At 64.9% G+C, this 12383-nt stretch carries 10 protein-coding genes and 4 tRNA genes; 2 read left to right on the top strand and 12 right to left on the bottom strand.

Features of this window, described 5'->3' with window-relative positions:
* The first annotated feature begins 233 nt into the window (after positions 1–233).
* Positions 234–2186 (top strand): FAD-dependent oxidoreductase, encoded by a 1953-nt coding sequence (locus VIN30_RS05330; protein WP_338209892.1) that lies wholly within the window; start codon positions 234–236, stop codon positions 2184–2186.
* A 108-nt stretch (positions 2187–2294) separates the two neighbouring features.
* Here the strand turns inward: VIN30_RS05330 and VIN30_RS05325 are convergent, their stop codons facing one another.
* From VIN30_RS05325 to rnd, 5 genes are all read right to left on the bottom strand, one after another.
* Positions 2295–3515: an acetate/propionate family kinase gene (locus VIN30_RS05325; RefSeq protein WP_338209890.1), complete on the bottom strand. Its 1221-nt coding sequence runs from the start codon at positions 3513–3515 to the stop codon at positions 2295–2297.
* A 139-nt stretch (positions 3516–3654) separates the two neighbouring features.
* Positions 3655–3918 (bottom strand): exodeoxyribonuclease VII small subunit, encoded by a 264-nt coding sequence (xseB, locus tag VIN30_RS05320; RefSeq protein ID WP_326423550.1) that lies wholly within the window; start codon positions 3916–3918, stop codon positions 3655–3657.
* Entirely contained in the window at positions 3915–5381 is a 1467-nt protein-coding gene (gene xseA, locus VIN30_RS05315; RefSeq protein ID WP_338209887.1) for an exodeoxyribonuclease VII large subunit, read from the bottom strand. The genes xseB and xseA overlap by 4 nt, the downstream gene beginning before the upstream one ends.
* A gap of 15 nt (positions 5382–5396) precedes the next feature.
* Positions 5397–6062: a zinc metallopeptidase gene (locus tag VIN30_RS05310; RefSeq protein ID WP_338209885.1), complete on the bottom strand. Its 666-nt coding sequence runs from the start codon at positions 6060–6062 to the stop codon at positions 5397–5399.
* A gap of 129 nt (positions 6063–6191) precedes the next feature.
* Positions 6192–7343: a ribonuclease D gene (gene rnd, locus VIN30_RS05305; RefSeq protein ID WP_338209883.1), complete on the bottom strand. Its 1152-nt coding sequence runs from the start codon at positions 7341–7343 to the stop codon at positions 6192–6194.
* 67 nt (positions 7344–7410) lie between these two features.
* Here rnd and VIN30_RS05300 point away from each other — a divergent pair, with 67 nt between their 5' ends.
* Positions 7411–8349 carry a diacylglycerol/lipid kinase family protein gene (locus VIN30_RS05300; protein ID WP_338209881.1) on the top strand — a complete coding sequence of 313 codons (939 nt, stop codon included), beginning with the start codon at positions 7411–7413 and terminating at the stop codon, positions 8347–8349.
* Positions 8350–8459: 110 nt separating this feature from the next.
* On the opposite strand, the gene VIN30_RS05295 is transcribed toward VIN30_RS05300, so the two are convergent.
* The 7 genes from VIN30_RS05295 to VIN30_RS05265 all read right to left on the bottom strand — a co-directional run bounded on the left by VIN30_RS05295 (position 8460) and on the right by VIN30_RS05265 (position 12238).
* Positions 8460–9944, bottom strand: coding sequence for a basic amino acid/polyamine antiporter (locus VIN30_RS05295; protein ID WP_420915318.1), 1485 nt, complete (start codon positions 9942–9944; stop codon positions 8460–8462).
* Positions 9945–10185: 241 nt separating this feature from the next.
* Positions 10186–10260, bottom strand: a tRNA-Val gene (locus VIN30_RS05290).
* Positions 10261–10349: 89 nt separating this feature from the next.
* Positions 10350–10763: a hypothetical protein gene (locus VIN30_RS05285; protein WP_326423556.1), complete on the bottom strand. Its 414-nt coding sequence runs from the start codon at positions 10761–10763 to the stop codon at positions 10350–10352.
* Positions 10764–10902: 139 nt separating this feature from the next.
* Positions 10903–10978: transfer RNA gene (locus VIN30_RS05280), tRNA-Gly, on the bottom strand.
* A gap of 15 nt (positions 10979–10993) precedes the next feature.
* Positions 10994–11067 (bottom strand) — tRNA-Cys (locus VIN30_RS05275).
* Between the two features lie 65 nt (positions 11068–11132).
* Positions 11133–11208: transfer RNA gene (locus tag VIN30_RS05270), tRNA-Gly, on the bottom strand.
* A gap of 106 nt (positions 11209–11314) precedes the next feature.
* The gene (locus VIN30_RS05265) at positions 11315–12238 is read right to left on the bottom strand and encodes a TerC family protein (protein ID WP_338209877.1); all 924 of its coding nucleotides are present in this window, start codon (positions 12236–12238) and stop codon (positions 11315–11317) included.
* Positions 12239–12383: the final 145 nt, after the last annotated feature.

The following is a 12383-nucleotide window of genomic DNA, read 5'->3' as shown; positions in this document are numbered from 1 at the left end:
ATCACAAAGGACAGGCGAATGCCACCCTTGACTTTCAACGTCGTTTTGACGGGTGAGTAGGTGGGTTAGCGCCCCGGGTTAGCGAATTCTACCTGCCATTACCCCCGGCTTACCCATCACGCTAACCGCAAGCGCCTCGCTATAGTGGCACCTGTCACCGAGGGCACGGCGCTCTCGATCGGCCGCATCCCTTGGGAGGGGCGACCGAAAGCAACGAACGTAAGGGAGTGGAAATGGGAAAGTTTACCCGCCGACAGTTTATTACCGGTACCGCCGGCGTGGCGGCCATCGCGGGCCTTGGCCTGGCTGGCTGCGCGCCGAAGGGCGCCAATGACACTCAGCTGAGTGCCACCGGCGACGGCACCACCTTCGCCGACACCATCGCCTGGGACGGCGAGTACGACGTGGTCGTCATCGGCTTCGGCGCCGCCGGTGCCGTGGCCGCCTGCTATGCCGCCGACGCTGGCGCCAAGGTGCTGCTGCTCGACAAGGCCCCCCAGGGCATGGAGGGCGGCAACTCGCGCTTCTGCGGCCAGATCATCCTGAACTCCGACAGCAAGGAGGCCATGTTCGCCTACAACAAGGCCATGGCCGGCGACTTCGAGATCGACGAGGAGCTCTTCGACGTGTACGCCGAGGGCCTCACCCAGACGAAGACCATGCTGCGCGACTTCTTCGGCGTGCCCGAGGAGAACTTCATGGACTGGAAGTACGACTCCTCTCCGCAGCCCCTCATCGGCATGTTCTGCCCCGAGTACCCCGAGCTGGAGGGCGGCGACCAGCTGCACGTGCTGACCGTGAGCGATAACGTGTGCAACTCCGCCCTGTGGAAGGTGTACCGCAACAAGGTCATGTCCCTGTCCGACAACATCGATGTGTGGTACATGGCCCCCGGCGTGAGCCTGTTCCAGGATCCCGTGAGCAAGGCCGTCATCGGCGTCGAAGTCGATAAGAACGGCGACACCGTGAACGTGCGCGCCAAGAACGGCGTCGTCATGACCATGGGCGGCTTCGAGAACAACAAGCAGATGGTGGAGGACTTCCTGGGCCTGACCAAGAGCTCCCCGGCCGGCACGCTGTTCAACACCGGCGACGGCGTGAAGATGGCCATGGGCGTGGGTGCCGACCTGTGGCACATGGAGGCCTTCGAAGGCAACTGCTTCGCCCTGGGCGGCATCTCCTTCGTGGTGGAAGAGGACCAGCACGCCAAGACCTTCAACGACCTGCGCAACCTGTCGGGCAGCGTCGTGGTCGTGGGCAACGGCGGCGAGCGCTACCTGCGCGAGGACGTGTACAACCGCCACGGCCATGTGCCGAGCAACGGCGACTGGGTCAGCCCGAAGCGCCCGCGCAACACCTATATGGTGTGGGATGCGGCCCAGAACGAGGCCATCGCCGAGTACCATGGCATCCCCGAGGGCTTCGAGGACCAGGTCGTGACCGCCAACTCCATCGCCGAGCTGGAGAGCGCCCTGGGCATCCCCGCCGGCAAGCTTGAGCAGACCATCACCGACTTCAACAAGATGGCCAACGAGGGCTACGACCCGGCCTTCTACCGCGCTGCCGACACCATGCGCGCCTTCGGCGACGGCCCCTTCTACGCCATTGAGATGATCCAGGCCTTCCTGAACACTCAGGGCGGCGCCCGCCGCAACGCCCGTGCCGAGGTCGTGGGCACCGACGGCGAGCCCATCCCGCACCTGTACTCCGCCGGCGAGTTCGGCGGCATGACCCCCTACCAGTACAACGGCGGCGGCAACATGGCCGAGTGCCTGATCTTCGGCGCGCTGGCCGGCGCCAATGCGGCTGTGGAGAAGGATCCGCTGCCGGCGCTTCCCATGGGCGTGGTGTCCGAGATCGTGTACACCCAGGGCAGCGGCAGCCACGAGGTCGACCCCGACCCGACCCAGGCCGCGCAGCTGGGCGCCAACGAGTACCTGGGCACCTCGCGCCTGTGCATGGGCAACGAGCTGGCCGTGAAGGTGACCATGGACGGCGACAAGATCGCTGCCATCGACATCGTGCAGCAGCAAGAGACCGCCGGCGTGGGCAGCAAGGCCCTCGACGCCCTGCCCGCCAAGATCATCGAGGCCCAGTCCACCGAGGTTGACGCCGTTGCCGGCGCCACCGTTTCCAGCGGCGCCCTGAAGGATGCCGTGAATAACGCCCTCGCCCAGGTGAAGTAAGTAGCCTGATGCGATACGGGACGGGAAACCGTCCCCCCCCCTCCCCAAAAAGAGGCGGCCCTTATCGGAGCCGCCTCTTTTTTATATATGACGGGAATGAGGGGGAAGCTAGGAGAGCTCCGATATCTCCAACGAGCCCTCCTTCACCAGCTGGTAGGTGTCGCGGGCGATCATGTACTCCTCGTTGGTGGGGATGACCACGATGCGCACCAGGGAGTCGTCGGTGGAGATCTCGCGCTCGGAGCCGCGCAGCTTGTTCTTCTCGGGATCGATCTTGATGCCGAGGGGCTGCAGGCCCGCGAAGATCATACGGCGCATCTTCTCGCAGTTCTCGCCCACGCCGGCCGTCAGCACAATGGCGTCCACACCGCCCATGACGGCGATGTACTGGCCGATGTACTTCTTTGCGGAGTTCGAGTACATCTCGTAGGCCAGCTGGGCACGCGCATCACCAGCCTCGGAGGCCTCCTTCACGCTGCGCAGGTCGTTGGAGATGCCGGAGATGCCCAGAAGGCCGCTCTTCTTGTTCATGAGGTCGTTCACCTCGGCCGTGGTGAGCCCCTCCTTCTCCATGATGAAGGGGACGATGGCCGGGTCGATGGCGCCGCAGCGGGTGCCCATCATGAGGCCGTCCAGCGGCGTGAGGCCCATGGAGGTGTCCACGGCCACGCCGTGGTCGATGGCCGAGATGGAGCAGCCGTTGCCCAAGTGGCAGGTGATGAGCTTCAGATCCTCGATGGGCTCGTCCATGAAGGCCGCCGCGCGCTCGGAGATGTAGCGGTGCGAGGTGCCGTGGGCCCCGTACTTGCGGATGGCGTACTTCTCGTACAGCTCGTAGGGCAGCGGGTACATGTAGGCCTTCGGCGGGATGGACTGGAAAAACGAGGTGTCGAACACGGCCACCATGGGCTTGCCCGGCATCTGCTCCTGGCAGGCCTTGATGCCCATGAGGGCGGCCTTGTTGTGCAAAGGCGCAAGCTCGGCCAGCTCGTCGATCTTCGCGATGACATCGTCGTCGATCACGACGGAGCGGTCGAAGTACTTGCCGCCCTGCACCACGCGGTGCCCGATGGCGTCGATGTCGTCGAGGGAGTCGATGGCCGCGTTCGGACCCGTGGTGAGGGATTCCAGCACCACGGCCATGGCGGCGTTGTGGTCTTCCATGGGCTCGTCGATGACCAGTTCGTTCTCATCGATGCCATGCTTGTGGAAGGCCTCGGCGGAACCGACGCGCTCGCAGATTCCCTTGGCGAGCACATCCTGGGTTTCGACATTGACGAGTTGGTACTTCAGCGAGGAAGAACCGGCGTTGATAACGAGGACGTTCAAGACTTACCTCCTAATCAATGAGTATTGATTCATTGTAGGAGTGCCCGCGCGTGCCGCCCGTCCGCGGGGGCCGCCTCATCGGCGAACGGGCCGCCGCTTGCCGATTGCCAGACGCGCGGCGTCGGCTGGCGGCAGGGCCCTAGGACAGCGTGGTGTCGCGCTCCTCGTCGTCAGGGGCAGCGGCCAGCTCGCCCATCAGCACCTCCACCTGCTGCTCGGCCGAGGCCAGGCGCCGCTGCAGCGAGCCCAGCAGCACCACGCCGCGCTCGTAGCGGGCCAGGCTGTCCTCCAGCTCCAGCGTGTTGCTCTCGAGCACGGTCACGATGGACTCCAACTCGGCCAGGGCCTCGCGGAACGTCAGCTCGTCCACAGGGGTCAAGGGCATCTCGGCGGTGTCGCTCATAGGTCTTCCTTCCAGTCCTCGATTGCCGCATCGATGCGGCGGGTCTTCTCGACGGTGCAGTCTATCTCGCCGTCGGCCACAGCCACGGTGAGGGCGCCTCCGGCCCGCACCTGGCCCACCGAGCGCACCACGGTGCCGGAGGCGTCGCGGGCGACGGAGAAGCCGCGGCCGATGACGGTGAGGGGCGACAGATCGTGCAGGCGCGCCGCGTTCACGGCAACGTCGTTGCGGAACCGATCGGTCAGGTGCTCGCCCACAGCCCGCAGGCGCTGGCCGTCGCGGGCGCAGGCGGCGGCCGGGCGATCGGTCAGCATCGGCCCGCGCATCGCGAGCCGCGATTGGGCCAGCGATACCTGGGAAGCGGGGCGCGCCAGGGTGGCGGGCAGCATGCGCGCCACGGCCTCGGCCAAAAGCCCCACCCGGTGCTGCCGCTCGCGCAGGGCGTCGGGCAGCGCCCGGCCCAGGCGATCGGACAAGTCGTCGATGGCCAGGGCCTCGGCATCGAACAGGCGCGCGGGCTCCCGGAACAGCGGCAGCGACTCCAGGCGCTCGAGGGCGCGGGAGGCTCCCTCCAGGCGACGCGCCTCGGCGCGGTGCAGCGCCTGGCCGAGCGCGTCCAGCCGGCCTTCGGTCTGGGCGCGCGCCGGTGCCACGGCCTCGGCGGCGGCCGTAGGCGTGCTCGCCCGCACGTCGGCCACCATATCGGCGATGGTGGTGTCGGTCTCGTGCCCGATGCCGGTGACCACGGGCACAGGGCACGCGGCTATGGTGCGGGCGAGCCGCCGGTCGTTGAAGGGCATCAAATCCTCGAAGGAGCCGCCGCCGCGGCCGATCAGCACCATCTCGGCGCCGGCGAACACCACCTTGGCCAAACCGTCCACCAGCCCGTCGGCCGCGCCGGGGCCCTCCACCGGCACGCCGGCCACCAGAACGCGGGCCAGGGGATAGCGCCGCCGCAATGTGCGCAGCATATCGTGGATAACCGAGCCGCGCGGCGATGTGACGATGCCGATGACCTCGGGATACACCGGCAGCGAACGCTTGCGCTCGGCAGCCATGAGCCCCATGGCCTCCAGCTCGCGGGCCACATTGGCCACCTGCAGGCGCAGCAGCCCCTCGCCGGCGAGCGTCACCGAGAACACATCGAAGTTCATGCGGCCCTTCGCCGCGTACAGCGAGAAGCGGCCCGTCAGCTCTACCAGGGCGCCCACGGAAAGCGGCACGCCGGCGGCCTGGTAGCGGTTCATCCACATCATGCAGGGCAGCGACGCCTTCTCGTCTTTCACCGTGAAGTACACGGCCTTGTAGCCGGGCTTGTCGCTGACCTCTGACACCTCGCCCATCAGACGCACGACCACGCCCTCCAGGGCGTCTTTGGCAAGCCCCATGGCCGCCGACACCGACAGCGCCGGTTCGGCCTCCTCGTTATCGGCCGGCATCGCGGGGGCAACGTCCTTCCCCATAGCGCGCCGTGCCGCCTAGTCCTCGCGCTGGTTCAGCAGCCACAGCAGCTGCAGAATGGAGGTGAGCGCAGCGGCCAAGTAAGTGAAAGCGCAGGCGCGCAGCACGTCGAAGGCGCCCTTGCGCTCAGCAGCCGGCAGGCCGATCTGACCCATGTACACCATGGCGCGCTGGGAGGCGTTGAACTCCACGGGCAGCGTGACCAGCTGGAACAGCACCACCACGGCGTACATGATAATGGCGGCCGTGGTCAGCCCCGAGATATGCAGGAAGATGCCGGCCATGAGCAGGAAGACCCACGCGTTGGAGGCCAGGTTCACCGCGGGCACGATGGCTCCGCGCACCTTCATGGGCGTGTAGTCCTGGGCATACTGGCATGCATGGCCCACCTCGTGGCAGGCGGTGGCCGTGGCCGTGATGGTGCGTCCGTCGTAGGCCTCGGGCGACAGCGTCACCGAGTTGCTGCGCGGGTCGAAGAAGTCCTGGCCCGGGCCGCCGCGGAACACCTGCACGTTCGTGATGCCGTAGTAGGCGAGCATCTGACGGGCGGCCTCGGCACCGGTGAGCCCCGTGGAATTCGCCACATGGTTGTAGGTCTTCAGCTTGTGGTTCACATACCACTGGGCGCCCAGACCGATGATCAGGGTCACCACCACGAGCATCAGATAACTGTTGGAAATCATCGTCTCTCACTCCTTGGAACATGCGTTTCCGAAAATGTTTGGGGGCTATTATAGTCAAGGGGCGCGCAGGTTCGCACCCGCCGCGGCGAATGCGTGAAAGATACGTAAGATTGCCGGTGACAGGAGAGGCTACTCCCCCCTTCGCGTCACCACCAGGCCCTCGGGCCCCAGCGACAGCGAGATGCGGCCGGCCAGCAGCTCCAGCAGCTCTTCGCCGATGAGCGCGCGCCGCCATCCTTTCAGCACGTCCACGTCGTCGCGGTAGCCCCGGGCAACCCGGCACAGCTCGTTGTGGCTCGCCAGGGTCTGCATGGCGATGTCGTTCTCGCGGGCCCGCAGGCGCACGAGCGCCTCCATCAGGTCCAGCTCCGCGTCCACGTTCGGCTCGCTCTTCGACGGCTTGTCCAACTCGGGCCACGAATCGGGCGGGGCGTCCATGCCGCGCACCATCGCCGCCACCACGGCCCGCGCATCGCGCGTGCCCAGCTTCTCGCGCACGCCGCGCACCATGAACAACTCGTCAATGGTGCGGGCCTCGCGCCGGCACGCCTCTACGATCTGCTCGTCGGTGAGCACCCACTTGCGGGGCAGGTCGCGATCTTGGGCGGTCAGCTCGCGCCAGCAAGCTACCTCGCGGGCCGCCGCCAGCTGGCGGCGACTCAGCTGCCCCACCCGCTTCAGGCGCCTGAAGCGGGTGCTGGCATCGCTCACGTAATTCGCCGGGTCGCTCAGTGCCGCGAAGTCGTTGTCGAGCCACGAAAGACGTCCCTTAGCCTGAAGCCGCTCCACCATGATACGGTGCATCTTCGGCAAATAGATCACGTCATCGGCCGCGTATTCCAGCTGCGATTGCGACAAAGGCCGGCGCGACCAGTCGGTGAACGAATCGCTTTTCTTCAAATTCACGCCGCACAGGCTGTGCACCAGAGGACCGTAGCCGATCTGCTGGGTGTGGCCCAGCAGCGTGGCCGCCACCTGGGTGTCGAACACCGGCGCGGGCAGCACGCCCAGTTCGCGGTAGATGATCTCCAGGTCTTGGCCGGCGGCGTGGAACAGCTTCATGATGGACGGATCTTCCAGAAGCGGCGCCAACACCCCCAAATCGTCCACGGCGAAGGGGTCGATGATGGCCACCTCGGTGTCGGTGGCCAGCTGAAGCAGGCACAACTTCGCGTAATAGGTCTTCTCGCGCAGGAATTCCGTATCGATGGCCAAGACCGACGACGAGGCGGCGCGGCGGACGAAGGCCTCGAGGTTTTCTTGGTTCGCAATGTATTCCACGTTGGTCCTTGTTCCTTGGGGTCTGCGTTGTAGTACCATCCCATGATAGCAAAGGGAAAGGAATTATGTGAAACTGCTCATCGTCAACAATCTGTCCTCGGGCTTCCGCGACGGCGCCATCTACGACTTCGTGCGCGCCTTCGCCGACGACGGCGACGAGATATGCATGCGCTGTACCAACGGCTGCACCGACTTGGCCGGTTTTCTGCAGGACGCCGAGGAATTCGACGCGGTGGTAGCCGCCGGGGGCGACGGCACTGTGGCCACCGCGGCCTACCTGCTGGCCGAAACGGGCATCCCGCTGCTGCCCTTCCCCGCCGGCACCGCCAACCTGCTGGCCCTGAATTTGGCATCGCCGGCCGAGCCCCACGCCCTGGCGAAGATCATGCGGCGCAACCTGCTGATGGACTTCGACATCGGCGAGATCGAGCTGTCCGATGGGCAGCATTTTGGGTTCACCATGATCGCCGGGGCCGGCTACGACGCCACCATCATGCAGGGAGCCGAGGCCAGCAAGCGGCTGCTGGGCCCCATGGCCTACTTCACCTCGGCCTTCGCGAACCCAGCGCCTCAATTCTCGCAGATCACGCTCACCATCGACGGCGAGACGGTGCGCACCCAGGGCGTGGGGGTGCTGGTGGTGAACTTCTCGAAGCTGCAGTTCGACATCTCGGTGGTGCACGAGAACAAGCCGCGCGACGGCATGTTCGATGTCGTAGTCATGAACACCCACGACGCCGTGGGCCTCATTCCGGCTCTGCTCAGCTGCATGCTGGATCGTACCGGCGAGTTCCCCACCCGCCCGGGCAGCTTGGAGGTGCACCGCGGCTGCGAGGTGACGGTTCAGGCCGACCCGCCTCTGGCCGTGCAGTACGACGGCGAGGTGACCGGCACTACAACCCCCTTCACGGCGCGCCTTCTGCCCGAGGCCGCCCGCTTCGTGGTCAGCGAGGAGTGCCTGGCCCTCTACGACGAGGAGAGCGCCGAGCCCCTGCGACTGGACTAACCGCCGGCCGTCGCGTCTCCGAAAGCTCAAGCAAAGAGGCCCGGAGCAATTCCGGGCCTCTTGTCGTTTTGCGGGCTTTAAGCGGCGCCGCTGCGGGGGTAGCTGCGAGCCTACACCAAACCGGGGGTGGTGAGCAGCAGGTAGATGGACAGGCACGCCGCCAGGATGATGATGGCGAGCACCACCTTGTCGCGCGTCTTCTGGAAGCACTTCTCGCCACGCTCCTTCTTGCCCCACACGTACATGGCCACGCCGGGCAGATACAGAAGGCACATGAGGATAAGCCCCAGCACGCCTGCCGCCCACGACAGGAACAAGCTGTAGATGACGCCCACGATGCCGAGGATGCGCCAGAACCACAGGGGTGCGCTCAGCTTGTCGCGGAACGCCTCGGGCTCCTTGAAGGCCACCTTGGCGAAGTAGGCCGCCGACAGCAGGTAGGGCAACAGGATCATGCCGGCCGACAGGGTGTAGAAGAACTGGTAGGTGGAGTCGGTGAACAGCCACGTGATGAGGAAGAGCTCGATGATGCAGTTCGTCACCACCAGCGTGACCACCGGAGCGCCCTTCTTGTTCGTCTTGGCGAAAGCCTTGATGAACACGCCCTCCTCGGCCGCCTCGTAGGGCGACTCGCTGGCGAGCACCGTGTAGCCCAGCATGGCGCCGATAAGCGACAGCGACACGGCGAAGTTGATGAGGATGGCGCCCCAATCGCCCACGGCCGCCTGCATCACGTAGGCCAGCGCCGGGTTCTCCAGACCGGCCAGCTCGGACAGGGGCATGACGCCCATGGACAAGAGCGACACCATCATATACAGCGTGAGCACGCACACGAAGGCGATGATGGTGGCCTTGCCCACGTCCTTCGACTTCTTCGCGCGCCCGGAGATGGCCACAGCGCCCTCGACGCCGATGAACACCCAGATAGTCACCATCATAGCCGACTGCACCTGGTCGAAGAAAGCCAGGCTGGGGTCGGCACCCGTCTGCATGTTGGCCATGAAGATGGCCGGATCGAAGGCGCCCAGGAAGATGATGGCGATGATGGCGATGAGCAGCGGCACGAACTTCGAGATGGTGATGACCGCGTTCACGAGGGTCACCTCGCTGATGCCGCGGCTCACGAGGAAGGCGTAGAACCAGATGATCACCGACGCGCCGATGACGGCCGCCAGATCGGTGCCACCGCCGAAGATCGGGAAGAAGTAGGACAGGGCACCGAACAGCAGGGCCGAGAAGCTGACCGTGCACAGCAACGCCGAGATCCAGTAGCCCCACGCGGAGTTGAAGCCGAGAAAGTCGCCGAATCCGGCCGAGGCGTAGGTGTAGATGCCGCCCTTCAGATCGGGCTTCACGCGGGACAGGGCGAAGAACGTCATGACGAGGCAGAACACGCCCACCGCCGAGATGGACCAGGCGGTGATGATGGCCGCACCGCTCGCGCCGCCAGCGGCCTGGTCACCCGCCAAGGTGAACACGCCGGCGCCGACGATGAGGGTGATAACCGTGGTGACCAGGCGGAACAATCCGATGCCGTTGGGATTGGTAACGCCGTCCTGCCCGGCCTTGGAGGCCGCGGCCCCCGTCGTGGTCATGGATTCATTGCTCATGGGAAGACCAACTCCTCGGTAGGGAAACATTGCTGACCATGATACCCCAGCCGCCGCCCTCCCATCCCCACAATTTGCCCACGTAACGGCTGCGTTACAAAGAGCGGTTCCAGCGGGCGAACCGATAATGGTGTGGCGGGAGCGGATTCTGAGTCCATTTCGCATCCATTTGGACTCGGAAAATAAAGAAGGTCGGAAGCCCTCAGGCCTCCGACCTTAGAATTCATGGTGCGCGATACAAGATTTGAACTTGTGACCCCCACCGTGTCAAGGTGGTGCTCTCCCCCTGAGCTAATCGCGCATTCAAGGTGCTGCCGTCTCCGTAGCAGCGAGTTAGTAGTTTAACAGAAAGAATCTCGCTGTCAAAGGAATTTTCGGCAAATTTCAGACTCAGTGCTTCTCGGCGGCGTCCCCGGCCCCGGGCAGCTCGGCGGGGGTCGGAGCGGGGGCAATGCGATCGTAGTCCCAATCATTGGCGTACTTGGGCGGCAAGGTGACCGCATAGCGGGCACCGCACTTGTCGCAGATGACCACCTTCCCCGCCTTGGGGCGCACCATCCACCAGACCACGGCCGCCGTTGCGGCCGTCACGGCCACGGCCAGAACGATCAGCATGTCCATGAAGCCCGCCTCGGCTCCATCGCCCGTCGTCAGGCCGGCCAGGGCCACCAGCACCCACAGCCCCGCCACGTAGATGGCAATGCCGGCCACCAGCACCTTGGCGATGCCGGCCGTGGGGAGCTGCCCCTCGTACTGGGTCGCCCGGGCCTTGCACTCCCGGCATTTCACCTTGCTCGTTTCCATCAGGCACCGCCTCTCACGGCCGAATTGCACGCATGCCGCCATGGTACCACAGGGCCGCTCCCATTTTGCGCATATGCACAACGAAGTTTCCGAGAGACGCTGGCAAAGAAAAAGCTCCCGTTCAGGAGCTTGGAAGTTCTGGAGCGGACAACGGGATTCGAACCCGCGACCCTCACCTTGGCAAGGTGATGCTCTACCAGCTGAGCCATGTCCGCAATTATGTTCCAGGTTGGAGGCGACGCCCGGATTCGAACCGGGGGTGAAGGCTTTGCAGGCCTCTGCCTTACCACTTGGCCACGTCGCCAATCCCTGGCGGCTGTCATTATAAAGGCCGGTCAAACAAGCGCCTGACCGGCCTTCTGATGACAATGGAGCGGACAACGGGATTCGAACCCGCGACCCTCACCTTGGCAAGGTGATGCTCTACCAGCTGAGCCATGTCCGCATCGCGAGGAAGTACTATACGGGATATCAAGCAGTCGCGCAAGCCCCTTTTTCAAAAATTTTGAGAAAAGGGGCACCGCGGCCGGCGACCGCCTGCCAACGACGGGCTACGCGGACAGATCCCCGTCGGACCGCTCGCCGTTCTGGATGGCGGCGTCCACGCGCACGCGGGCGCGCTCGCCCACCGCCGCCGGAGCCGCACCCTGCTCGGCCTCGGCCACGGCCTTCGCGATGGCCTCGTCGGCCAGCTGCTTCTTCCAGGCCGTCAGGTTCGTGTTGAAGCGCATCTGCACCAGCTCCAGCACCACGGCGAAGATCATCGCGAAGTACACCATGATCTTCTCGAGGTGCATGTCCAGCACCTCGATGCCCGTGGTGATGCCCGCGGAGTCCAGCACCAGCAACACGCCGATGGCCGCGATGAACACCAGGGCGAGGATCTTCATCTCGGGATGGGAGTTGATGAAGTTCGAAATGGGGTCGATGAAGACCATCATCAGGATCACGGCGATCATCACCGCCAGGATCATGATGATGAGGTGCTCGGCCAGGCCCACCGCCGTAATGACCGAGTCGATGGAGAACACCAGATCCATCACCATGATGGTGCCCACGGCCTGGGGCAATCCGATAGCGTGCAGCGCCTTGTGGGCCTCGGAGGTCTGGGCCTTGATCTCGGTGAGGGCCAGCACGTCCACCAGCTCGCGGATGCCCTTGTAGATAAGGTAGCCGCCGCCGACCAGCATGACGATGTCGCGCACCGAGAAGCCATGGGCGAAAAATCCCACGTCGATGGAGAACAGCGGCGTGGTCATGTGCACCAGGTACGAGGCGAAGCAGAGGAACAGGATGCGCATGACCAGGGCGCCGGCCAAACCCAGCTTGCGACCGATATGCTGCTTCTCGGCGGGCAGCCGGTTGGTGGTGATGGATATGAACACCAGGTTGTCAACGCCCAGCACGATTTCCAGGAAGATCAGGGTCAGCAAGCTGATCCACGCCTCCGGTGTGGCGAAAATGGACAGATCCACGAACGTCTCCTCGTCTCCTCGGGGCCCGCAGGCCCAACAAAAAAAGACCCATAGTGCAGGCCGGGCCGCGTCGGCCTTCCAGTCTGCACCATGAGTCTCGCTATTTCAGGCTCGCCAGGCCACCGTCACCGACCGCGCGGAAAAC

It is taken from the genome of Adlercreutzia wanghongyangiae (genome assembly GCF_035989245.1).
GTDB classification, from domain to species: Bacteria; Actinomycetota; Coriobacteriia; order Coriobacteriales; family Eggerthellaceae; genus Adlercreutzia; species Adlercreutzia wanghongyangiae.
This window is presented reverse-complemented; position numbering and strand designations above follow the sequence as displayed.

Bases quoted from the DNA above. Each gene is read 5' to 3' on its own strand.
- VIN30_RS05330 (WP_338209892.1), top strand. From the start codon at position 234: ATGGGAAAGTTTACCCGCCGACAGTTTATTACCGGTACCGCCGGCGTG.
- xseB (WP_326423550.1), bottom strand. From the start codon at position 3,918: ATGAGCGACACCGCCGAGATGCCCTTGACCCCTGTGGACGAGCTGACG.
- xseA (WP_338209887.1), bottom strand. From the start codon at position 5,381: ATGGGGAAGGACGTTGCCCCCGCGATGCCGGCCGATAACGAGGAGGCC.
- VIN30_RS05310 (WP_338209885.1), bottom strand. From the start codon at position 6,062: ATGATTTCCAACAGTTATCTGATGCTCGTGGTGGTGACCCTGATCATC.
- VIN30_RS05295 (WP_420915318.1), bottom strand. From the start codon at position 9,944: ATGACCACGACGGGGGCCGCGGCCTCCAAGGCCGGGCAGGACGGCGTT.
- VIN30_RS05285 (WP_326423556.1), bottom strand. From the start codon at position 10,763: ATGGAAACGAGCAAGGTGAAATGCCGGGAGTGCAAGGCCCGGGCGACC.